The sequence below is a fragment of the Deltaproteobacteria bacterium genome (assembly GCA_020848905.1).
Lineage (GTDB): Bacteria > Myxococcota_A > Polyangia.
Genome location: JADLHG010000031.1, coordinates 169,438 through 190,733, shown reverse-complemented (window position 1 = coordinate 190,733; position 21,296 = coordinate 169,438). Strand labels below are relative to the sequence as shown.

Genomic DNA, 21,296 nt, shown 5'->3' with positions numbered 1-21,296 from the left:
TGCGCGGATCGTATGCGCGGTACGCCCGAAAAACGCAAGCGCCCGGGCCGAGCCGCGTCGCGCCCGAGGCCCACGTCTGCGCGCGGCGGGATCGACTCTGCCCGACCGCGAGGGTAGAGTTGCGCCATGCACAGACACGTACTGGATGTCCGGGCGGTGGAGGGGGTGCTCTACGATCTCGATGGGGTGCTCATCGACTCGGGAGAGGCATGGTTCCGCGTCGTGAACCGCGGCCGCGCCCGCTACGGCTACCCGGCGATCGCGCTCGCCGAGTTCAGGGCCACCTTCGGGCAGGGAGTGGACGCCGACCAGACCCAGTTCTTTCCCGGGCAGAGCGTCCCCGAGGTGTGGGCCTTCTACGAGAGCACCTTCCCCGAGGAGCTCGACGCCGTGGCGCTGAACGAAGGGGCTCTCGAGGTGCTCGACGCCTTGGGGGCCCGGGGGCTGCGCCAGGCCGTGGTTACCAACACGCCGCGCGCGCTCGCGCTCCGCATCCTCGAGGCCAAACGGCTCGAGCCGCATCTCGACGCCGTCGCCGCCGCGGGGGAGGCGCGCGAGAAGCCGGAACCCGACCTGCTGCTCCTCGCGCTGAAGCGGCTCCACCTCGAGCCGCACCAGGCGCTCTACGTGGGGGACTCCCCGACCGACCTCGCGGCGGCACGCGCCGCGAACGTGACCATGGCGGGACTCGGCATCGACGGATACCTGCGACTCGCGACTCTGCGGGAGCTGCTCGCGATCCTGACCTAGCTCGCCCCGGAGTGCCGACCGGCGCGGCGTTCTAGCGGTCGAGGTCGGCTGTCTCGCCCGGCCCCGGCACGCGCACCTTCCTGCCCCGCTCGCGCAGCACCTCGGCGAAGGCCTCGCTCTGCACCGGCTCCCCGTGCACCAGGAAGAACTCGCGCACCTGCCGACCACACCCCTCCGCCCACCAGAGAAGCTCGTGCTTGTCGGCGTGGGCCGAGAAGGCGTTCAGCACGCGCACCTCGGCCTTCAGCTCGCGCATGACGCCGAAGATGCGCACCTCGGGGCGACGCTCGACGAGCCGGCGGCCGAGGGTGTGCTGCGCCTGGAACCCCACGATGAGGATCGTGTTCTTGGGGTCTTCGATGTTGTTGCGCAGGTGGTGCAGGATGCGCCCCGACTCGCACATCCCCGAGGCGGAGAGGATGACCGCCGGGTGGTGCAGGTCGTTGAGCTTGCGGCTATCGTCGGTCGACTCGACCAGCGTCAGGAGATGGAACCCGAACGGGTCTCCGTGGTTCTCGAGGAAGTCGGTGGTCTCGGGATCGAAGCACTCGTCGTGGCGGCGGAAGACCTCCACGAGGTTCACGGCGAGCGGCGAATCGAGATAGACCGGGATCGGCTGAAGGCGGCCCCCCTTGAGGAGCTGGTTCAGCGCGTAGACGATCTCCTGGGCCCGCTCGAGGGCGAAGGTGGGGATGATCACCTTGCCGCCCCGCTTCCGCGTGGTCTCGATCGCCTCGAGAAGCTGGGTCTGCATGTCCTCGGCCGGGGCGTGCAGGCGGTCGCCGTAGGTGCTCTCCATGACGACGTAGTCGGCGTGCTCGGGGATCACGGGGTCCCGGAGGATCGGCAGGTGACGCCGGCCGATGTCGCCGGAGAAGACGATGCGGCGGCTGTGCGCGTTCACCTTCACGTCCAGAATGGCCGAGGCCGAGCCGAGGATGTGCCCCGCGTCGACGAAGTGGGCCGTCACTCCCGGGATGACGCCGAAGCGGTCCCCGTATTCATGCGCCGTGAGGAGCGGCACCGTCGCGTCCACGTCCTCTTCGGTGTAGAGCGGCAGGATCTCGACCCAGTCGGGGTCGTCCTCGTGCTTGCGGTTGAGCCACGCAGCGTCCGACACCTGGATGCGCGCCGAATCGCGGAGCATCGCCTCGCAGACCTCGGCGGTGGCCGACGTGCAATGGATGGGCCCCGAGAAGCCGCGTCGCACGAGCGTCGGCAGGTTGCCGCAGTGGTCGATGTGCGCGTGGGTCAGGACGAGCGCGTCGGCCTGCGGCGCCTTGCGCGGGGGATTGCGGTTCTTCTGCTCCGACTCGTGGCGCGCCCCCTGGAAGAGGCCGCAGTCCACGAGCAGGCTCCCCTCGCCCACCTCGAGCAGGTGCATCGAGCCGGTCACGGTTTGCGCCGCGCCGAGGAAGGTCAGCCGGAAACGTTCGGTCTTGGTGGTCATGAGGGCGTTCTCGAGGGCGAGGAAGGTTGATCCGCGCGACCGCGGCGCAGCGACGACGAGCTCTCTATCGGACGACGACCTTCAGCTTCTTCGCCTGCTCGATCCAGTGCTCCAGATGCTTCTCGCTGGGCGGATTCTGCGTCACCTTCGCCTTGTCGTTGGCCTGCATGACGCGCGGGTAGAGCGCGGCGGCCTTCTGCTTGGCGAGGAGCGCCACCGAGGTGATCTTTACCGTCGCGAGGAGGCGCACCATCACGGGGCCCACCCCCTGGATCCGGACGAGGTCGCACATCTGAACCCATTCCTTGAGCTGCTTCTCGGCGAGCCCCGTGAGCTTGGCCAGACGCGCGCGATCGGCGGGGTTCGCCCCCTGGTCGAGGAGGTCCGACGTCGTGCGCAGCCCCGCCTTGGCGAGCTTCTCCGCGGCGTCGGCGGGCAGGACGTTGGCGAGCGGATAGTGGCTGGCCTGGGCCGGCACCGGGACGAGCGCGGTCACGGCCCAGAGAACGACGAGCTTGAGGCACCCTCGCATGAACACCCCTCCTCGATAATCGGTAGGGCTCGTACGTATCACGGCGAGGCCGACCGTCGCAAGGCGCCCGCTCGGCCGAGGTGCGACGCTCAGTCCGCGAGCAAGTAGCTCGCGACGGCGGTCCACAGCGACTCGAAGTCGGTGCGCGAAAAGCCCGCCCCCGTGGAGAGCCAGTCGATGTGCGGGGGCGCGTGCTTGCGGTCCGAGAAGTGCCCCACCACGTCCAGGTGGTCGGCGCGGGCCCCCACGATCACGTCGCCCCAGACCTGCGAGAGCGTGGGCACCACCCCATCGTTGGCCTTCGCCCCCGGGATCTCGCCGAAGGCACGCCAGAGCGCCTCCACCTGGGCCCCGCTCAGCGTCGGCGTGTGCTCGACGGGCATGCGCGACGCGAGCTGCCAGAGGGCGACGTAGAGCGCGTGGGTCGCCTGCGCGTAGGGGTCGAAACCGGCCTTGAAGGCCGTCCCTACCCCCGGGCTCGGCGCCCAGGTGACGACAGAGCCGTAGCGCACACCGGGACGGTCGCGCGTTCCGGCGTTGAAGAGGTCCACCCCCTCGACGGTGAGCTGCGGGATCAGCGCGCGATCCCAGCTCACCTCGTCGAAGAGGTGCGCGAGCGCCTCGCGTCGATCGGTGTTGAAGTCGCCGAGGAGCTGGTCGTAGAGCTGGTCTGCCGGCGTGGCCGAGAGCCCGACCTGATCGTCGAGGCGCGCGAAGATGCCCACCAGCTTGCTCACCGCCGACATGGGAAGCGTCCCGAAACGCAGCGCGTAGATCGTACTCAGCGAGAGAAGCCGCAGGAGGTGTTGTCCGAGCACGCTGGTGAAGAAGTTCGCCACGGGGGTGCCGTGGTGCGGCGAGCAGAGCGTGACCACGGAGCGCAGCCGCCGGGCGTAGTCCTCGGCGCGGAGCTCCGAATGCAGCGACACGTCCGGGGTGGCGAAGAGGCGCGCATCCAGGCCGCCGCTCGAATGACCCACGAGATGGATCGGGCTGTCGTCCTGGCCGGCGGTCTCCGCCATCGCCTCGAGCAGGCGCTCCGCGCGGCGGCGGATCGAGGCGGTAGGGTGTGTCTTCACCACCCAGACCCGCGCCTCGACGCCGCGTTCGCCCCAGAGCTTCGCGAGGAACTCCCTCACGTGGGCGAAGTAGACCAGCTCACCGAGGTTCGCGAAGCCGAAGAAGCCGGGGATCAGGTAAACGTGATGCACTTCTGGCATGGGCGCCTCATGATCGGCGACCGCACCGCGCGGGGCAAGAATCGTGGGTCGTCGGGGCGAGGCACTCCCCCCGAGGTCATCGACCGGCCCGCCGTTGTCGGCGCCTCGAGATGGGCGCATCTTTCCACCGCGTGACGGGTGCGGGCGACAGACGCCCGAACAAACAGGAGGAGGGTTGGGATGCGAACGATGCTGAAGGTTCAAGTGCCGGTGGAAGCCGGAAATCGCGCGATCAAGGACGGCAGCCTGCCCAAGGTCATCCAGGCAGCGCTCGAGGAGCTGCGCCCCGAGGCGTCGTACTTCCTGGCCGAGGACGGCAAGCGGACGATGCTCCTCTTTATCGACCTCAAGGAGACCTCGCAGATCCCCGTGACGGTGGAGCGGTTCTTTCTCGAGCTGAACGCCTCGGTGAGCCTCATCCCCGTGATGAACGCGGATGAGCTGCGCACCGGGCTCGAAAGAGCGAGCGCCAAGCGCTAGAGAGAGCCGCGACGATGCCGGGCCGCAGATGCACTGCGGTCCGGCGCCATTCCCTCACCTTCGCAAAGCACCTTTCGCGCGGCCACTCATGCCGCGGACGGGGCTGCGATGTCGCTCTTCTGCGCGGGCCTCGCCGCTACGATCCCCGCGACCCCAACGCCCTCTCGCCAGCGGCAGCTCGCCCTTGTCCGGCGCGGTCGCATGGGGCAGGATTCGTCGGGGTGGGTTGAATCGCGGCGCGATCGGTCGATGTGAAGGGATGTACGGTCGGCGGAGGCACGGGGGCATGGGGACGACGGGCGATGCAACGAAGCGGATCGACTATCGAACGTACGGCCGCGCCTTCGAGGCCATGATCTGGTCTGCCGGCCGGCTTCAGGACGGACGGCTGGTGGTAAGCGACCTGAGCCGGGGCGGCGCCTTCCTCGAGTGCGCTGACCCGCCGGAGCTGGGCGCGTCCATCGAGCTGGTGATCGCCATGCCGGCCGAGCAGATGTTCCAGGCGAGGGCCTCCGTGGTCCATCGGCAGGTGGAGCCTTCCGCCGACGCCGGCCGCACCATCGTCGGTGTTGGCGTTCGTTTCGTGGACCTGAACGCCGACCAGGAGCGGCTGCTGGCTGCCGCGCTCGCCCCTGCCAGCGCACCGTCACAGACCGAGCGGCCGGACCGAAAGCCGCCGGCTCCCCCCCCCACGGAGCCGCCACGCGCTCACCGCTCGCCCGCGTTCGCCATGCTGCACCTCGAGCGCCTGGCTTCGGCCGGGTCGCGCCGGACCTCGGTCGCGCGCGACCTCGTCGCCTCGGCGAAACAGGCCATCGCGAAGGGGCTATACCTCCGCGCGGCGGCGGACCTCACCGTGGCTGCCGAGTTCGCTCCCGAGGACGCGGAGATCGCGACCCTGTCGGCGGCCATCGTGGAGCCGGTCAACCAGCACCGGGCGCGACGGGCCTGGCTCCAGGGTCTGGCCTTCGAAACCGCAGGCGAGGAGGAGAAGGCCGGACGCAGTTTTTCCGAGGCGGCGAGCCTCTGCCCGCAAAACTGCGACTACCTCCTAAAAGCCGCCATCCATGCGATTCGCGCGGGCGAATTCCCGCACGCCCTCGACCGCTTGGAACGGGCCTCCCGCGCGCGACCCCGTAGCGCCGAGATCTACGCGCTCTTCTCGGAGGTCCACCTCGCCATGGGCAACCACCCCCTGGCGCTGAAAGCCGCCGAGACGGCCGCCCAGCTCGCCCCCCGCGACAAGGACCTGAAGGGGAAGCTCAAGGCGCTGCGCGCGGTCCGCCCCGCCGCAGGCCGCGGGGCCCCTTGACAGCCGCCGATAGTGGAGTACTTTACGGCCCGCTGTCGTTTGGCGCGCGGGAATAGCTCAGTTGGTAGAGCATCAGCTTCCCAAGCTGAGGGTCGCGGGTTCGAGTCCCGTTTCCCGCTCCGCTTTTGTGATGTCGAAGTGATGGGGGATCACGGCTTGTGTCCCAGGGCGGCCAGGAAAGCCGCGCCGGGCGCGCAGAGCCTGCCAAGCAGAGGGTCGGCCACCTCGAAGGCCCGCGCCGCCAGGCCGAGCGGCGGATAGTACACGGCACCGCGAACCACGGACGGACGCAGGCCCGCGCTCTCGAGGAGACGCACGAGCTCGGCGCGGGACCAGAAGCGCGCGTGTCGCCAGATCGCAGATCCGAGCCAACCGCGCGCGCGCCGCCACGCGGCCCAGGCACTGTGTGGGCCGAGCTCGCCGAGGACGAGGCGGCCGCCGGGGACCAACACCCGCGCCAGCTCGCGGACGGCTCGGTCCGGGTCGTGAACGAAGCAGAACACCGTCACGGCGCTCACGAGGTCGAAGGCGCCGTCGTCGAAGGGGAGCTTCTCGAGCGAGGCCTGGCACCACGCGACGCCTCGGCCGAGCTCGGGCGACCGCGCGCGGGCGGCAGCGAGCATCCCGACCTCGCGATCCACCGCTGTCACGCGCGCCCCATCGGCGGCGAACGCGAAAGCGTAGGCCCCGTCGCCGGTGCCGGCGTCCAGCACGCGACGTCCCTCGACCGGCGCGGCCAGCGAGGCGACGAGGCGCATCTCCAACCGCTCGGTCACCTCCCCGAGCGCGGAGCGACGCCACGAGGCGTACGCTGCCGCAGAGAGCGCCGGCCCGCGGCTCACTCCCCGAGCTCGCGCATCCAGGGCTTGCTCCGGTAGCGATCCCAGGAATCGGGCAGGACGGTCACCACAGGCCCTTCCAGCCCCCCACGCGCCGCCACGCGCAGGGCCGCCACCACGTTCGTCCCCGCCGAGCCGCCCACGAAGAGCCCCTCCTCGCGGAGGAGCCGCTTCACCATGGCGAAGCTGTCGGCGTCGCTGACGCGCTCGGCGCCGTCCAGCACCTCGCGGTGGAGGTTCGTCGGAGGCGTGCTGCCCCCGATCCCCTCCACGGCGAAGGCCCCGTCGAAGCCGGGGACCCCCGTCTCGACCCAATCCGCGAGCGCCGATCCCTCGGGGTCGGCGAGGATCACCCGCACGCCCGGCCAGGACGCCTTGAGACGCCGTCCCACGCCGCTGATCGTTCCGCCGGTGCCGGCGCCCGCCACGAAGGCCCCTAGCGGGCCGACGGCCTGGGCGAGGATCTCGACGGCCGTGGTCTCCTCGTGCACCCGCACGTTGGCGGGGTTATTGAACTGGTCGGTGAGGAACCAGCCCTCCTCGGCGGCCAGTCGCACGGCCACGTTCCGGAAGTTCTCGGGGCTCGAGAGGGGCGCGTTGGGCGTCACCACCACGCGCGCACCGAGGGCCGTCAGCGCCGCGCGCTTGTCTGCCGACATCTTCTCCGGCATCACGCAGACGAGGGAGTAGCCGCGGGCCGCCGCCACGAGGGCGAGCCCGAGTCCGGTGTTACCCGCCGTGGCCTCGACGAGCGTCGTCCCCGGCCGCAGCAGCCCCCGAGCCTCGGCGTCTTCGACGATGGCCTTCGCGATGCGGTCCTTCACCGAGCCGCCGGGGTTAAGGTGCTCGCACTTGGCCAGCACGGGCACCGGGCAGCCGCGCGCCACGTGCACGAGCGGCACGAGCGGGGTGCGTCCGATGCACTGCGAGATGTCATCGGGTACGTGCATGGGTCGCCTGCCGACAGGTGAGCTCGCGCGATCGCCGGCGCATCGTACCGCAAGACGCTCCTCCGTGGTCCACCCTGACGGACCCCGTCGCCCCCTCGCGGCGGGGACGGCCTTCCCATCCACGTCGCCCGGGGCGCAGCGCGCGTCGATTGACAGGCGGAACGGCCGCTCGCTAGTCTCGGCGCATGACGAGCGAGGCGGGCCAGCATTCCGTACCCCGGCACGCCTCCTCGCCCGACGCCTCGGCCGTTGAGGACCCCAACGTCGGACGCACCTTCGGCCACTACGAGGTAGTGCGCGCCATCGGGGCGGGTGGCATGGGTACCGTCTACCTGGCCGTTCAGCCGCGGATCGGCAAGCGCGTGGCCGTCAAGGTCCTGCATCCGGAGTACGCCCGGGACCCGGCGATGGTGCAGCGTTTCTTCCAGGAGGCGAAGCTCGTCAACGAGATCCGCAACGAGCACATCGTGGATGTCCTCGACTTCGGCGAACACGAGCAGGCGGGCTCGTATCTGGTGATGGAGTTCCTGGAGGGCGAATCCCTCGGAGAGAGGCTGGGCCAAGGCCCTCTCGACGAGGCCGCGGCCCGCCACCTGGGCCGCCAGGTGGCCGATACCCTGAGCGCCGTGCACGGCATCCAGGTCGTGCACCGGGATCTCAAGCCGGACAACGTCTTCCTCGTCGCCCGCGATCACGAAGCCCACTACGTGAAGCTGCTCGACTTCGGCATCGCAAAGCTGGTGGCCGCCGCGAGCGAGGGCGACCCGGCGCAACCCCGCCTCACCGCGCAGCACGGCATCGTCGGCACGCCCGAGTACATGGCCCCGGAGCTCCTCTTCGGCCGGGTCCCTGGACCGGCGTGCGACCTCTACGCGCTCGGCTGCATGCTCTACGAGATGGTGGCGGGCGTACCGCCCATCGTCGGCACCACCGTCGCCGAGATCCTCGAGGGGCAGGTGCATCGGCAGCCGCCCCCCTTGCGGCTGCGGGTGCCCTCCGTATCGGAGGAGTACGAACGCATCGTCATGACCTGCCTGGCGAAGGCCCCGGAGGACCGCTTCCGGGACGCGGCCGAGGTCGCGCTCGCTCTCGGAGGCCAGGCCGCCGCGCCGAGGCCCCATCCCGTCGAGGCGTCGGCCAGCACGGTCGTGCCGCCGCCCCGCGGCAAGGAGCGCGCCCAGCTCACGCGCGGAGGCTGGCTGCTCGTCGGGGCCGGCCTTGGACTCGCCACGCTCGGGCTCACCGCGACCGCTCTGTGGCTGGGACGAACGCAAGCTCCTCCGCCGTCCCCCACGCAGCCGGCCGGTTCGGCGGCGCGCGCTCGCCCGGTAGGCCTCGCCGTGCCCGCGACGCCGCGACCGACGGAGAGCAACGTGCCCGCCGCTGCTGCGAGGCCTGCGACGCCGCCGAAGCCTGCCGCAGCGACTGATCGAAGCGAGAAGGTCGCCGCACCGCCCACCCGCCGCGCCGCACCTCGCGCCGGCGTGGCCGAAGCAGCGGAGCGTCCCGGCGCCAAGGCCCCGCGACGCCGGCCGGGGGCCTCCAGCCCCGCCGCGCGCACGGCCCTGTCCGACGAGCAGGTCGCCGCGCTGCGAAGCCTGCAGCGACTCTGTGACCAGGGAGCGGTCTCTCCCGCCGAGTGCCGCGAGAAGCGAACCGAGATCATGCGGCGCGGCCGATGAGGAAGAGCCCCGAACCGATGCCCCAGCGAGGCGAATCCTCCCGTCGGACCCCTCTTGTCTTCCGCGTCGCGTGCGTGGCGACGACGGTCCTGTGCGGGTGTCTCCTCGAACCCGCGCCCAAGATCGCCGCGCTGCCGCCTGCCGGGCTCGCGCTGCGCGTGGACGTGTTCGGGGCCCAGGCCGAGGACGGCCGAGGCATGTTCGACTCGGTTCGCCAGACGAACCCTCGGCTCCGCTTCGTCAAAGAAGGCGGAGACGGCGAGATCCTGATGGGGCTCGACCGCGACAACGCGGCGTGCGTACCACCCACGGCTTACTGCGAATACCGCGTGGCCCTGCGCGTGCGCGACGCCACGAAGAAGGTCGTGCACTTCGAGCTGACCACCGTCGGTGCGAGCGCCGAGTCCTGCGCCATGATCTGCGAGCGAGCGCTGCAGAAGGCAGCAGGACTGGCCGTGGAGAAGGCCGCGAAGGCGCTCAAGGGCGAGAAGCTCGCCCCGCCGGCCGCCGAGGAGGCGTCAGCGTCCGACGATGCCCGGGGACGTGCGGCCCGACGCCCGGCGCGCGCTCCCCGACGGGAGACGGGCCTGTGCGGCATCGCCGTGGGCGGCCGGCTACCGAGCGAGGACGCCGAGAAGCGCATCGCGCAGGTGGATGCGCTGAAGCGACAAGGACTCCTCGAGCCGGAGGAGCTCACCTGCCTGCGAAAGACGTTTCTCTCCCGGCTTTGAGTGCGAACGCCGCCGTAGACCTCATGGGCTGAGAGTCATGCGCGACCACGCGCGGCCGTCGTAGTGCAGGATGAGTCCTGTCGGGCCCACGACGAACAGGTCGACCGGGCTCGAACCCCACACCGCGGAAAGCGTCGAGGTGGCGGGCACGGGGAGCCTGGACCAGCTCCCGCTCTCGAGGCGCCAGAGGCCGGCCCAGTCGAACTGCGGGCCCGGATCGGCCACCGTTCCGACGACGAAGAGCTCCGCCCCTCCGAAGCCGTAGAGGCCGCTGAAGGAGCCCGCCGGGGCGCCGGGCTGTCGGGTCCAGCTTGCGCCGTCGAAGCGCAGGACGCTGCCCGTCGGCTTTCCTCCGGCCGTGGCGCCCACCGCGTAGACGTCGCTCGGACCGGAGCCCCAGACGGCCGTGAGCGCGCCGAGCTGCCACGTCGCTCCCTCGGCCATCCCGCCGCTCCAGGCCTTCCCGTCGTAGTGCGCGAGGTACGCCGCCTCGATCACCGTGCTCCCCGCAGGCACCACCTCGTGCGGCCCGTGCTGGCGGTAGCCCGTGACGAACACGTCCGAGGCCGAGCTCCCCCAGACCGCGGTCCATTCTGCCCCCCAGGGCGCATCGACCTCCGGCGCCCTAGCGGGCCCGATCGCCACCTCGCTCCAACGTGCACCGTCGAAGCGCACGATGAGCCCACGGGTCACGCCGCTCCCCGTCTCGCCGGTCCCACCCACGGCGTAGACGTTTGTCGGCGAGCTGCCCCAAAGGCCCCGCACCCGCGGCACGCGCGACCTCTCGGCAACCTGGGTGAAGGCCTTGCCGTCGTAGCGGAGGATCCTCCCCCCCTCGCCGCCGACGTATACGTTGCCCGGTCCCGTCCCCCAGACCGCGTGGAGCGCTTCGCTCCCCACCGTCAGCCCCGTCCAGCGCTTCCCGTCGTAGTGGGCGACCGTGCCGTGGTCCCCGACGGCGAAGACGTCGCTCGGACCGCTTCCCCACACCGCACGAAGGTGCGCCTGGCTCGGGAGCGGAGGCGGAGGCTGATACGCATCCGGCGAGCCGCGTCCGGAAGCATCCGCATCCCCGCGCGGCGTAGGACCGCCGTCGGTCGCGCGAGCGTCCGAAACGTAGGCGTCCCTGGCTCCGGCGTCCGGAGCCCCGGTCGGGGTTCCGCACGCGACGGCCAGAAGGAGCAGGCTCGACAACCCGTAGCGCATGATCACCTCCTGGGCTGGCTGAACGAGCAAGGCCCGTTCCAGGCCCAGAAGGCTCTAGCTTCAGGTTGTTAGTCCTGATGGGGCGAGAGGTGGCACAGTCGCGTGGCACATATGCGCCGAGCGTGGCGGCGGCTCTGGCACACCCCTCCCGCTCACCTGCCGGAGAAGTTCGGCGGCCTCTTCTGGATGAAGGCCATCACCCCCTCGGCGAAGTCCGCCGTGCCCACGGCCCGGGCCACCGCCTGACGCTCGTCCTCGAGCTGAGTCTCGAGGTCGCTGCGCGGCGTCGCGCGCAGGAGCGCCTTCAGCTCGGCGAAGGCCTGGGTCGCGCCTCCCGCGAGCTGGCGCGCCAGCTCCTCCGCGGCCGGCAGGAGCTCGCCGTCGGGCAGAACCCGCGAGACGAGGCCGATGCCGTGCGCGTCCTCGGCGGTGAGCGTGCGATTCGTCAGCATGAGCTCCGCGGCGAGACGCGGCCCCACCACCCGCGGGAGCAGGAATGTACTGCCTCCGTCGGGGGAGAGGCCGATGGCCGTGTACGCGGCGCGGAAGGTGGCCGAGGCCGAGGCCCACACCACGTCCCCGATCATCGCGAGCGCCAGTCCCGCTCCCGCGGCGGCCCCGTTGACCGCGCAGATGACCGGCTTCGGGAGCCGATAGAGCGCGGTGACCATCCGGTGAAGCACGTCGGTCGTGTCGAGCGCCGCCTCCCGCGGAGTCCGGCCCACGAGCACCTCGGGCGTCATCATGCGCTTCACGTCGGCGCCGGCGCAGAAGGCGCGGTCCGTGCCGGTGATCAGCAGCGCACGGATAGCAGGGTCACCGGCCGCCTGGGTCGCCGCGCGGCGCAGCCCGTCGATAACCTCGAGCGTGAGCGCGTTGCGCGCCTCCGGTCGGTTGAGCGTCAAGCGCCCCACGCCGTCCGCGACCTCGAACGACAGCTCCTGCGTGTTCATGGTGCTCCTCCTTCGACGGGCCTCCCGGCCGACTCGGCATCATGCCGGCGGGACCCAGGGCCGGTCAATCGGAAGGGAGGCGGGCCCAGAGGCGGAGGACCGACGGGCGAGCACCCCCACGGAGCGAGGGCCTCAGCGAACGCTTACGGCTTGACCTGACAGGTCTCGAGCTGGCCGTGGATGGTGCGGAACTTCAGGGCGCACGCGCCCACCTGGCTCGGGTCGATGGGCTGCCACGCGGCGATCTGGCCCACCTCGCCGCGGCACTGCAGGTAGGCACCGCTCGCGTCCTTCATGATCTCTCCGGGGAGCACCGTGTAGAGCACGATGTTCGCCGGCGGCGGCTCGAGCGCGGGGACGAGCTTCTCCTCGGCGGTCTTCACGCGGCTGTCGATGTAGCAGTTGGTGCTGTGGTAGTCGGCATAGCACGGATAGCAGGGATCGTGACCCGAGATGCCGGAGACCTGCTGGGCCTGCCCGGCCGGGGCGTACGCACGTTCCTCGCTCTTGGCGGAGAAGACGTCGTACATCGTCTCGGCGCGGCCGCCGGGGACGCACTCGTAGGTGGTGGGCATAAACCACCACGCGGTCTTCGCGGTGCACATGGGGTAGGTCCGCTTCTGGTAGCTGCAAGTGCTGCCACAGACCGTCCAGCCGGTCGCGACGAGATCGGTCGGCGCGCCGCACACCTGGTTCACCTGGCTCGCCGAGCAGCTCTGCGCCGGCACCGTCGCGGGAGGCTGGGCCTGGCCCCCGCCCACGCAGGCGAGCGGGCTCTGCAGGCACCGCTCGGCGTCCTCGAGGGCCCGCTTGATCGACGCCTCGGCGTTCTTGAGGGCCTGCTCTACCTTCCTGAAGGCATCCACGATGGGCTGGGTGGCGCGCTTGATCTCGGCCTCGCACTTCTGGCTCACCTGCGGATCGAAGATATTGATGCAGGCCTGCATGGCCGGCGAGCAGCAGCTCGCGAAGCGCACCGACGGCGGCGCGATGGAGACGACGCCGTCCGAGGCGCACGCGCCACGGTAGCACTCGGAGGCCTTGGCCGACCCCACGTTGGCCACGCACTGATCCCACGAGGTGATGAGATCCCAGGCCGAGCAGTCGCCCTGCTGACGGCGAGCGCGCGCCGCCTCCCGCTCGTCGGGGGCGGCGGTTTCGTCGAGCTCGGGTCCTCCGCAGCCGAACGCGGCAGAGAGGACGAGGGCGAGGGGCAGAGCACGTCGGGTGAACATCGTCGGGTCTCCTAGACAGCCTGCGCGGCCCCTGTGCAACCCAGGTGCCATCGAAACGCACTGCGTCGGAGACCGCCGCGCCCGAGGCTGAGCGGCGAATTCCGCGGGCTTTCCATCGGGTGCTGGAAGGAGTGGGCACTTCGGCGAGCAGCGGGTGGCGTCCAAAACGCACGGCCCGCCGGCTGCCGGAGTCGCCGGCTCGCGGGGAGAGCTCAGCCCGGCAACGCGCGCTCAGCTGCGGGCGGAGGAGCGCCGAGAGGTGTCGGCTCCGGTCGGCCGCGAAGACGGCGCGTCACGCCTCTGCAGGTGGTCCGGCACCTGATCGCGCCGGAACACGTCCGCCTCGGTTTCGCGCGTCCGGACCACGAAGGCCTCGGAGCCGCGCACGAGCACCGCCGCCGGCCGCGGCAGCGCGTTGAAGTTGCTCGCCGAGACCTCCTGGTAGGCCCCCGCGTCGAGGAACGCGAAGAGGTCCCCCACCTCCAGGCCCGGCACGGCCATGGTGGGCATCAGCCGGTCGCCGTAGCAGCTCCGACCCACCACGTCCACGCGGTCCACGTAGGCCAGGTCGGTCTTGTTGGCGATGCGGTAGTCGTGCAGGTGGTGCTCGTACCGCCCGCCCGTCATCCAGAACTCCGTCGTGTCGAGGGCGACGAGGTTCCAGCGGATCGGCGAACGCATGCGCTTGATCCCCCGCACCGTGGCCAGGTGAACGCCCGCGTCCCCGTGGATCGAGCGGCCGGGCTCGAGCTGCAGCATCAGGCCCTGGGTGCGGATCCCGTGCTTCGGTAGCTCCTCGCGCAGCGTGCGCGTGCAGGTCTCGGCGTAGGCCTCGATGCTCGGCGCGGCGACGGCGTTGGGCTTGGCCGAGAGCGTGTCGATGATCCGGGCCAGGACCCCGTAGCGCCGCTCGGGTCCGAGGAGGGAGAGCCCCTTCGAGAGCAGGTGGATGAACCCGAGCTGGAGCGGCGCGGTGTAGTCCGTGGCCGCGTTGTGCGGGTCCCGCGGAATCGCGAAGCCACCGCCGATGTCGATCTCCTCGGGCTGGTAGCCGCCGAGAGCCCGGCAGATGCGACCGAGCTCCCGCGCGTAGGCCCGCATCTGCTCCTCCCAATAGGCGAGGCCCCGCACGTGCCGGCCATGGTGCTGATGAAACCCCACGAGCTCCACGTTCGTGAGCGCGCGGATGCGGAGCCCCAGGTCCTTCGCCTCGTCGAAGGAGAGCCCTCCTTTGTAGGCCAGGGCCACGATGTCCGTCGGCACGAGGCCCTCGGGCACGAACTGGCTCGGCTCGATGAAGCCGGAGAGCGCCGGCTTGAGGCGCAGGCGGACGCGCGCCACGGTGCCGAGCTCCGACGCCGCTGCCGCGATGTGGTCCAGCTCCTCGACGCTGTCGATGGTGATCCGCGCGCCGTGCTGAACCGCGCGCCGGATCTGCGCCGGCTCCTTGGGCACGCCGTTCACGGAGATGAAGCGCGGTTCGAAGCCGGCGGCCAGCGCCACCGACAGCTCCCCCGGCGAGTAGACGTCGCAGCCGCACCCCTCGTCGGCGAGCACGCGCTGCGCCGCGGTGACCCAGTTGGCCTTGGCGGCCGGCATGACCTTCACCGGCCCGTCTGGCCAGCCCTGCTGAAAGGCGTCGCGAAAGCGCCGCACGTTGCGCCGGAGCTGATCCTCGGAGATCACGAAGAGGGGCGAGCCGAAACGCTCCACGAGGGCGACGGTGTCGCACTCCTCCACGTACAGATGCCCGTCACGCGTCGAGAGGCAGTCGTCGAGCCGCGCCGTCGTGCCCATGGGGCCCCCTTTCCTGGTTCGGTCGTTGGTTGCGCCCGGCATCGTAGGCCCGGCTCTCCGTCGCCGCAACGACCAAGGCTGCGCGACCAAAGCGGCGCTTCGGCGAGGGCGGCGCTACGAGGTCTCCGGCGCGGAGCCCTGCGGCGGCTCGAGGGGCAGCACCTCGTGGAAGTTGCGGCAGTCGATCTCCCGGGTGCCGTCGGGAAGCACCGTCAGTACGTCGCGAAACCGCGCGCCCCAGACGATCTCGTCCACGTCGTAGCGGTGGCGGGCGTGGATCGTCTGCCCGATGCTCTCGTCGAGACCCGTGAGCGAGAGGATCACCTCGGCGTGCGCGGCCCGCAGGCGCTCGACGGCGTGCTCGCCGTGAAAGAGGCTACCCTCCTCGATACGGTGCATCGCCGTCCAGGTGAGCGAGAAGAGCGGGGTGCGATCCCTCACCAGGGACAGATCGAGCTGGCGGCGCATGGCCTCACCTTCCGCGGTGGTCTCGCTGACCAGCACCAGCACGCGGAGCTGCGCCTCCACCACCTGGTTGTGGCGCCAGTTGGCCATGCGGAACATGAGGTGGGGCACCCCGTCGCGCAGGCCGACCACGGCGCACCTCGAGAAGAGCACCCGCGCCGAGGGGCGGGCGAACTTGGCGAAGGTCATCCCCGTCACGACGGCGAAACCGATAGCGCCGAAGAGCGCCTCGACGGTCACGAGCAGGTGGCCATAGCGGGTGGCCGGGAGCATGCCGCCGTAGCCGATGGTGGCCATGGTCTGCACGCTGAAGTAGAAGGCCTCCTCGACGGAGTTCTCCTTCAGGTTGGCGATGGAGCCCGGCTGCGCGGTGTAGGCCAGCGCGAAGAGCGCGTTCATGGCGACGAAGCCGAGCGCCACGAGCAGGATGAAGACCGGCCAGGGGCGCGTCAGGATAAAGTAGTAGAGGTCGGCGTGCGGGGCGAAACGCTGGCCCATCACGCGGATCTTGAAGAGCGGGCGCTGCCAGGACGGGGGCGCGACGCGCTTGGGCTTCGGGCGACGCATGACCGCCGGGAGGATAGCACCTTCCGGGCGCGCCACCCGAGGGGTCCTCCGGGCCTTCAAGTGCCCTCGGCCCCCACAAACGGAGAGGGCGGGCCCAAGCTGGACCCGCCCTCCGCTACTGCGCTTGAGTTTTCCCCCGGGAGCTTAGACCCGGCGCACGTTGGAGGCCTGGAAGCCCTTCGGGCCCTTCACCAGCTCGAACTCCACCTGCTCGCCTTCGGCGAGCGTGCGGAACCCATCGGCCTGAATCGCCGAGTGGTGCACGAACACGTCGGGTCCGTTCTCCCGCGTGATGAAGCCAAACCCCTTGGAGTCGTTAAACCACTTCACGGTACCCTTTTCCACTGCGAACCTGCTCTCTGTCTGCGGCCGGGGTCGAGAAAGCGACCGCGTCGTTCCACTCGCGACGTCCCGAACTGCCGGTCCGCCGCGATGACCCGACCCGAATGTGGTCCAAGGTCGGGGGCCTGTCAAGCGTCCGCGTGAAGTCCCTCCCCCTTTCCCTCTAGGGGGGGCCCCCGCCGGTCAGGCCTCGGTCACCGTCACGCGCCGGATCTGGACCGGGTTCGTGGGGCGATCCTGGGCTCCTTTCGGGGCCGTGGCGATCGTGTCCACCACGGGCTCTCCGTCGAGGAGCTTGCCAAAAATCGTGTAATTCGGGGGCAGACGATAGTCCTGGTGCATCACGAAGAACTGGCTGCCGTTGGTGTCGGGCCCCGCGTTGGCCATGGCCAGGGTGCCGCGCAGGTACCGCCGGGTGACCGGCTCGTCCTTGAACTTGTAGCCGGGTCCGCCGGTTCCGGTTCCGGTGGGATCGCCCCCCTGGATCATGAAGCCGGGGATCACGCGGTGGAAGATCGCGCCCTCGTAGAACCCTTCGCGGGCGAGGAAGACGAAGTTGTTCACCGTCATCGGAGCGTCTTCGGGGAAGAGCTCCGCGGTCATGGTCCCAGCGCTGGTCTCGATGGTGGCGGTGTACTTCTTCTTCGCGTCGATCGTCATGGACGGCGGTCGCGGGTATTTCTTGCTCGGCATGGCGCCTCCCGTGGTGATGGGTTCGTCGTGGATGACGGCGGAGCCTAGCAAACCCCCCGGCGAAGAACTACCCCTTGTCCCCCGTACGTCGGCGACTCAGAATGAAGGGAGCTTCAGGGCCCGGCGCGGAATAGGCAGATCGGGCTAACGGGGGGTCCGATGAAAACGATCGATCCACGGTCGGCGCGAGGCGCCGCGCTTCTCGGCCTATGCGCGCTGCTCGGCGCGCCCGGCTGCGCGAGCCGAGACGCAGCGCCGTCGAGGGATGGCCAGGCGCCGGCCGACGGGAGCCACCTCACGGACGGGGGACGCCTCGCGGACGCGCCACGCGCGGGAGAGGCCGGTCCGCCCTCGCGCTGCGTGCAGATCGCCGTGCGGTCGCGCACGCCGCTCGCCTTGCCGCGGGGTGCGCAGGGGGAGTCGTTCGGGCTGCTCCTCGGGGCCAACGACGGGTATCTCGTGGTGGGCCCGGCGACGGGGCAGGGTCCGACGCTGACGCGCGTCGGTCTCTCGGGCGAGCTCCTCGGCACAGCCAACGTGCCCTGGCCCGGGGCGGCCTTCACGCGAGAGTCCCGGGCCGCCGTGAACGGAAAGGCGGTCGCGCTCGCCGTGGGCTGGCCCGACGCACGCAGCCCCGGGAGGTCCTGCACGGTGGGGTTCGCCGCGCTGGACGGGAGCTCGGTCAAGACCCCGGCGCGGGTGAGCGATCCCTCGGGCACGCGGGGGATGTTCCCCGAGGTGCTGAGCTGCGAGGTGGCGGCCTTCGCCAACGGCTTCGCTGCCGTCTGGGCCCAGTGGAACACGGAGAAGGAGCGCGCGCTCTACCTGCAACGCTTCGATCTGCAGGGCGCGCCCGTCGGAGCTCGGCTCCTCATCGTGCGCACGAGCGACGCCAAGGGCCTGCAGGTGCCGACGAGCGTCGCCTGGACGGGCCGCGAGCTCGTGGTGAGCCACGCCGGCGAGGGCGACGCGCCGATGCTCAGTCGCGTGGACGAGGCGGGGAAGGTGCAGAGCACGCGCCTCCCCTCGCCCGCGCAGCTCGGCGGAGAGCTCTGGTGGACGGGCAGCGCGCTGCACCTCCGCTGGGGGGAGCGCGTCGCCTGGGTGGACAGCGCGGGCCGGCTGCTCGCCGGGCCCGAGCGGCTCGGCGAGGCCGGGAGCTTCCGCACGGTGGCGCTCCCCGCCCGCACGGTCCTCGTGCGCACCTTCGCCCCGACGGGGGGACAGAGCTACCTCGTGACCCAGACCGTGAGCGACGACCTGAAGAGCCTCGGCCCGCCGGGGCAGCTTCTGCCCGAGGCCTTTCGCGGCACCTTCCAGACGGCGAGCGCCCGCTCCGGCGGCGGCGCGGCGGTGCTCTACGACCAGGGCAAGCTGGAGCTCGCCACCCTCGGCTGCGCGGACGCGCCCCAGCCTGCCCCGGGGCCCCTCCCCTGCCCTGAGCGCGAGACGGTCGCGCCGCTCGACGACGGCTGCAAGGAGCCCGTCTGCCACGCGGTGCTACGCTTCAACCTGCAGACCCTCGGGCTCGAGGGCTATGCGCTCCTCGGTGGGCCCCATCGCCCCACCGACCAGGCCACGGCTGAGGCCATCGGCAAGGCCTACCTGCGGGCCAAGCTCGGCGTGGGACCCGGGCCCGACGACTACGGGCCAGGGATGATTGACCCGCTTCGCAGCGGGATCTATCGCGTTGGATTCAGCCCCGGAGACATCGGTGGTCTGGCCCTCGTGAGCGCCCTCTCCGGACAGCTCGTGATGACCGGGGCTGTCGTCTGGGCGGGCGAAGGGGACTACTGGCTCCCCGCGCTCTGGCGACCCGCGAGCGATCTCGCCTGCGGCAAGGCCTCGGCCAAGCCCGCCTCGCCCGTCGCGACGCGCGACAACCCGAAGGCCTGCACCTACGCCCCGCAGATGCAGCACCCCGTCGAGAGCCAGGCCGTGGCGCTCGCCCTGCGCACGAACCTCGCGCAGCACTTCGCGCGGCGCGGCCCCTTCGAGCTCTACAGCTTCCTCTACACGCCCGCCGAGGGGCAGTGCGACCCGCGTCCGGCCGAGTTCGTGGTGGTGCTCTCGCAGAAGAGGCCCTGAGCCGGCGCGTGCTATCGTCGGTGCGTGGCTGCCCTTCGTCGAGGCCCCGCACGATGGACGCGCGCGCTCCGTCTCTCGGCGCCGCTCGCCGCGCTCCTCGCGAGCAGCCCGTCTATGGCGGCGCCCCTCTCCGTGGAGGTGAACCTGGCGGACTTCGGGCTCACCGACGCCGCGCAGGTCGGCTTCGCGCAGGTCGGACTCCTGCGCGACCGCAAGGGAGAGCGCTTGCAGGTCTACGACCTGCGCCGCCGCCAGCCGCTCCTCCCCCGCGTCACGCCGCGGCCGGGGCGCGTGCCGACCTTCGACGGGGACCTCTTTCTGCTCTCGCACTACGACCGGGGCAACCAGAACCGCCTCGGCGGCTACTTCAATGGCTTCGCCCGCGAGCCCTCGCGCGCGGAGGTACGCCTCGGTCCCGCGCCCGGCGGAACGCGCGCGCTGACCCTCTCCTACGACCGACGCGCGACCGGGTTCGCCGGCCTCTGGATCCACCTCTTCGACCTGCAAGAGCGGGCCGCGCGGCGGGTGTACCTCGACAGCCGCCCCTTCTCGCACCTGGCCTTCCGGCTCTGCGGCCCAGCCGAGAGGGTGCTGCTCAAGGTCGCCGACCGCGCCTTCGAAGCCCGCGAGGACGCGCTCCCCGTCGGAACGCTCGACCGCTTCGCCCGCAAGGCCGGCGGCCGGAGCTGCTGGCGCGAGATCTTCGTGCCGCTCGATCGGCTCCCGGCCCGCCTCAAGCGCGAGGAGCTCGCGAGCCTGGTCCTCGAGGTCGTCGCCCCCGGCGCCGGCCGGCTCTTCGTCCGTGACGTCGCCTTCTCGCGGCGCAGCGACGTGACCCTGCCGACGGCCGCGCCCAGACGCGAGACCCCGTCGCGTACGCGGCTCGCCCTCTGGCTCTGGGAGACCGCGCGGATCGCCGGCAGCCCCGCCGAACGGGAGACGCTCCTCGCCTTCTGTCGCCGCGAGAAGGTGACGGAGCTCTTCCTCCAGCTCCCCTATCGCAAGCTGCGCGCGGGCGCGGCGTGGCGCATCGACTGGCAGCCGGAGCTCCTGCGTCCGCTCCTGGCGGCGCTCCACGCGGCGGGGGTCAGGGTCTACGCCCTCGACGGGGACCCGGCCTTCGCCCTCCCGGCGCAGCACGGGCTCGTGCTGGCTGTGCTCGAGGCGGTGCTCGCGCACAACCGCGCCGCCGGGCCCACCGAGCGCTTCGACGGCTTCCGTCTGGACGCCGAGCTCTACCTCGTCCCCGGGTTCGCCAGCGCGCGGCGCACGCCGCTGATGCGGGGCTACCTGACGCTGCTCGAGCGCGTGGCAGCGAAGACGCGTCCGGCGGGGCTGCGCCTCGGCGTGGACCTCCCTTTCTGGCTCGAGGGCTACGACAAGTACGACGAGCCGCGCGCCCTCCTCGACGGAAAACCATTTCTAGAACGGGTGCTCGCTTTGGTGGACGACCTCGGACTGATGGACTACCGCACCCAGGGCTACGGCGCAGACGGGACGATCGCCCACGCCCGCACCGAGCTCGCGGCCGCCGACCGGGCTGGCAAGGAGGTCTTCATCGGCCTCGAGACGGTGGAGCTCCCCGACGAGACGATCGTGGAGCTCGGCCCCGAAGGAAGGGGAGCGGCGCTCGTGGTGGCGCCTCTGCCGGGCGGCAAGGCCCGGCTCACCTGGTGGCCCGCCGGCGCGACCCCCGGGGCCTTGCCCGACGGAGCGCGACGGCTCGGCCAGCTCGAGACGGTCTTCGTCCCCGCGAGCAAGCTCACCTTCCAGCACAAGCGCCCCGACGAGCTGACCCGCGTGCGACGCGAGACACTCCTCGAGCTCGGGGGCGCGAAGAGCTTCGTCGGGTTCGCCATCCACTCGTACGAGAGCTACCGCCCCTGGCTCGCCCGCCACGGGCAGCCCCGGTAGTCCGCGGCCGGCCCCCGCCGACACGCGCAGACCCCCGGGGGTCGCAACGGCCGTTGACCCGCCCGGCGCGACGCACTATATCTCCGCGCG

19 protein-coding genes and 1 tRNA gene are annotated in these 21,296 nt (G+C 71.2%); 8 read left to right on the top strand and 12 right to left on the bottom strand.

From position 1 onward, the window contains the following. The first annotated feature begins 126 nt into the window (after nt 1-126). Nucleotides 127-750: an HAD-IA family hydrolase gene (locus IT371_13095; GenBank protein MCC6748591.1), complete on the top strand. Its 624-nt coding sequence runs from the start codon at nt 127-129 to the stop codon at nt 748-750. Nucleotides 751-781: 31 nt separating this feature from the next. On the opposite strand, the gene IT371_13090 is transcribed toward IT371_13095, so the two are convergent. The 3 genes from IT371_13090 to IT371_13080 all read right to left on the bottom strand — a co-directional run bounded on the left by IT371_13090 (nt 782) and on the right by IT371_13080 (nt 3,952). After that, complete coding sequence (locus tag IT371_13090) at nt 782-2,200, bottom strand: MBL fold metallo-hydrolase (GenBank protein MCC6748590.1); 1,419 nt, start codon at nt 2,198-2,200, stop codon at nt 782-784. Nucleotides 2,201-2,264: 64 nt separating this feature from the next. Then, a complete protein-coding gene (locus tag IT371_13085; GenBank protein MCC6748589.1) occupies nt 2,265-2,732 on the bottom strand; it encodes a DUF4332 domain-containing protein in 468 nt (155 codons plus the stop codon). Between the two features lie 89 nt (nt 2,733-2,821). After that, nucleotides 2,822-3,952, bottom strand: coding sequence for a triacylglycerol lipase (locus IT371_13080; protein MCC6748588.1), 1,131 nt, complete (start codon nt 3,950-3,952; stop codon nt 2,822-2,824). 180 nt (nt 3,953-4,132) lie between these two features. Here IT371_13080 and IT371_13075 point away from each other — a divergent pair, with 180 nt between their 5' ends. The 3 genes from IT371_13075 to IT371_13065 all read left to right on the top strand — a co-directional run bounded on the left by IT371_13075 (nt 4,133) and on the right by IT371_13065 (nt 5,863). Continuing rightward, nucleotides 4,133-4,432 (top strand): hypothetical protein, encoded by a 300-nt coding sequence (locus IT371_13075; protein ID MCC6748587.1) that lies wholly within the window; start codon nt 4,133-4,135, stop codon nt 4,430-4,432. Nucleotides 4,433-4,718: 286 nt separating this feature from the next. Then, a complete protein-coding gene (locus tag IT371_13070; GenBank protein MCC6748586.1) occupies nt 4,719-5,744 on the top strand; it encodes a PilZ domain-containing protein in 1,026 nt (341 codons plus the stop codon). 46 nt (nt 5,745-5,790) lie between these two features. Next, nucleotides 5,791-5,863, top strand: a tRNA-Gly gene (locus IT371_13065). Between the two features lie 30 nt (nt 5,864-5,893). Here the strand turns inward: IT371_13065 and IT371_13060 are convergent. Together IT371_13060 and IT371_13055 are read right to left on the bottom strand one after the other, a co-directional pair. Then, nucleotides 5,894-6,586 carry a class I SAM-dependent methyltransferase gene (locus IT371_13060; protein ID MCC6748585.1) on the bottom strand — a complete coding sequence of 231 codons (693 nt, stop codon included), beginning with the start codon at nt 6,584-6,586 and terminating at the stop codon, nt 5,894-5,896. Then, the gene (locus IT371_13055; protein ID MCC6748584.1) at nt 6,583-7,533 is read right to left on the bottom strand and encodes a cysteine synthase family protein; all 951 of its coding nucleotides are present in this window, start codon (nt 7,531-7,533) and stop codon (nt 6,583-6,585) included. Before IT371_13055 ends, IT371_13060 begins: the two co-directional genes overlap by 4 nt. 185 nt (nt 7,534-7,718) lie before the next feature. Between IT371_13055 and IT371_13050 the strand changes: the two genes are divergently transcribed. Both IT371_13050 and IT371_13045 read left to right on the top strand, forming a co-directional pair. Further along, nucleotides 7,719-9,215, top strand: a complete 1,497-nt coding sequence (locus IT371_13050) for a protein kinase (protein ID MCC6748583.1) — start codon at nt 7,719-7,721, stop codon at nt 9,213-9,215. Between the two features lie 74 nt (nt 9,216-9,289). Beyond that, nucleotides 9,290-9,946 (top strand): hypothetical protein, encoded by a 657-nt coding sequence (locus IT371_13045; GenBank protein ID MCC6748582.1) that lies wholly within the window; start codon nt 9,290-9,292, stop codon nt 9,944-9,946. A gap of 21 nt (nt 9,947-9,967) precedes the next feature. Here the strand turns inward: IT371_13045 and IT371_13040 are convergent, their stop codons facing one another. From IT371_13040 to IT371_13010, 7 genes are all read right to left on the bottom strand, one after another. Further along, nucleotides 9,968-11,152 carry a hypothetical protein gene (locus IT371_13040; GenBank protein MCC6748581.1) on the bottom strand — a complete coding sequence of 395 codons (1,185 nt, stop codon included), beginning with the start codon at nt 11,150-11,152 and terminating at the stop codon, nt 9,968-9,970. 152 nt (nt 11,153-11,304) lie between these two features. Next, entirely contained in the window at nt 11,305-12,105 is an 801-nt protein-coding gene (locus tag IT371_13035; GenBank protein ID MCC6748580.1) for an enoyl-CoA hydratase/isomerase family protein, read from the bottom strand. A gap of 143 nt (nt 12,106-12,248) precedes the next feature. Next, a complete protein-coding gene (locus IT371_13030; protein ID MCC6748579.1) occupies nt 12,249-13,340 on the bottom strand; it encodes a hypothetical protein in 1,092 nt (363 codons plus the stop codon). 231 nt (nt 13,341-13,571) lie between these two features. Beyond that, on the bottom strand, nt 13,572-15,137 hold the full coding sequence (locus tag IT371_13025) for an alanine racemase (GenBank protein ID MCC6748578.1): 1,566 nt from the start codon (nt 15,135-15,137) through the stop codon (nt 13,572-13,574). A 114-nt stretch (nt 15,138-15,251) separates the two neighbouring features. Next, entirely contained in the window at nt 15,252-16,169 is a 918-nt protein-coding gene (locus IT371_13020) for an ATP-sensitive inward rectifier potassium channel 10 (protein ID MCC6748577.1), read from the bottom strand. Between the two features lie 144 nt (nt 16,170-16,313). Next, the gene (locus IT371_13015) at nt 16,314-16,514 is read right to left on the bottom strand and encodes a cold-shock protein (GenBank protein ID MCC6748576.1); all 201 of its coding nucleotides are present in this window, start codon (nt 16,512-16,514) and stop codon (nt 16,314-16,316) included. 180 nt (nt 16,515-16,694) lie between these two features. Then, entirely contained in the window at nt 16,695-17,171 is a 477-nt protein-coding gene (locus IT371_13010; protein MCC6748575.1) for a peptidylprolyl isomerase, read from the bottom strand. A gap of 192 nt (nt 17,172-17,363) precedes the next feature. Between IT371_13010 and IT371_13005 the strand changes: the two genes are divergently transcribed. Together IT371_13005 and IT371_13000 are read left to right on the top strand one after the other, a co-directional pair. Further along, nucleotides 17,364-19,292, top strand: a complete 1,929-nt coding sequence (locus IT371_13005; protein ID MCC6748574.1) for a hypothetical protein — start codon at nt 17,364-17,366, stop codon at nt 19,290-19,292. Nucleotides 19,293-19,406: 114 nt separating this feature from the next. Then, the gene (locus IT371_13000; GenBank protein ID MCC6748573.1) at nt 19,407-21,206 is read left to right on the top strand and encodes a hypothetical protein; all 1,800 of its coding nucleotides are present in this window, start codon (nt 19,407-19,409) and stop codon (nt 21,204-21,206) included. Nucleotides 21,207-21,296: the final 90 nt, after the last annotated feature.

What these genes read in the sequence shown, in the direction of transcription:
- IT371_13055 (MCC6748584.1), bottom strand. Translation starts at nt 7,533, where the DNA reads ATGCACGTACCCGATGACATCTCGCAGTGCATCGGACGCACCCCGCTC.
- IT371_13075 (MCC6748587.1), top strand. Translation starts at nt 4,133, where the DNA reads ATGCGAACGATGCTGAAGGTTCAAGTGCCGGTGGAAGCCGGAAATCGC.
- IT371_13095 (MCC6748591.1), top strand. Translation starts at nt 127, where the DNA reads ATGCACAGACACGTACTGGATGTCCGGGCGGTGGAGGGGGTGCTCTAC.
- IT371_13090 (MCC6748590.1), bottom strand. Translation starts at nt 2,200, where the DNA reads ATGACCACCAAGACCGAACGTTTCCGGCTGACCTTCCTCGGCGCGGCG.
- IT371_13035 (MCC6748580.1), bottom strand. Translation starts at nt 12,105, where the DNA reads ATGAACACGCAGGAGCTGTCGTTCGAGGTCGCGGACGGCGTGGGGCGC.
- IT371_13010 (MCC6748575.1), bottom strand. Translation starts at nt 17,171, where the DNA reads ATGACGATCGACGCGAAGAAGAAGTACACCGCCACCATCGAGACCAGC.
- IT371_13080 (MCC6748588.1), bottom strand. Translation starts at nt 3,952, where the DNA reads ATGCCAGAAGTGCATCACGTTTACCTGATCCCCGGCTTCTTCGGCTTC.
- IT371_13070 (MCC6748586.1), top strand. Translation starts at nt 4,719, where the DNA reads ATGGGGACGACGGGCGATGCAACGAAGCGGATCGACTATCGAACGTAC.
- IT371_13085 (MCC6748589.1), bottom strand. Translation starts at nt 2,732, where the DNA reads ATGCGAGGGTGCCTCAAGCTCGTCGTTCTCTGGGCCGTGACCGCGCTC.
- IT371_13000 (MCC6748573.1), top strand. Translation starts at nt 19,407, where the DNA reads ATGGCGGCGCCCCTCTCCGTGGAGGTGAACCTGGCGGACTTCGGGCTC.
- IT371_13040 (MCC6748581.1), bottom strand. Translation starts at nt 11,152, where the DNA reads ATGCGCTACGGGTTGTCGAGCCTGCTCCTTCTGGCCGTCGCGTGCGGA.
- IT371_13050 (MCC6748583.1), top strand. Translation starts at nt 7,719, where the DNA reads ATGACGAGCGAGGCGGGCCAGCATTCCGTACCCCGGCACGCCTCCTCG.
- IT371_13030 (MCC6748579.1), bottom strand. Translation starts at nt 13,340, where the DNA reads ATGTTCACCCGACGTGCTCTGCCCCTCGCCCTCGTCCTCTCTGCCGCG.
- IT371_13025 (MCC6748578.1), bottom strand. Translation starts at nt 15,137, where the DNA reads ATGGGCACGACGGCGCGGCTCGACGACTGCCTCTCGACGCGTGACGGG.
- IT371_13005 (MCC6748574.1), top strand. Translation starts at nt 17,364, where the DNA reads ATGAAAACGATCGATCCACGGTCGGCGCGAGGCGCCGCGCTTCTCGGC.
- IT371_13020 (MCC6748577.1), bottom strand. Translation starts at nt 16,169, where the DNA reads ATGCGTCGCCCGAAGCCCAAGCGCGTCGCGCCCCCGTCCTGGCAGCGC.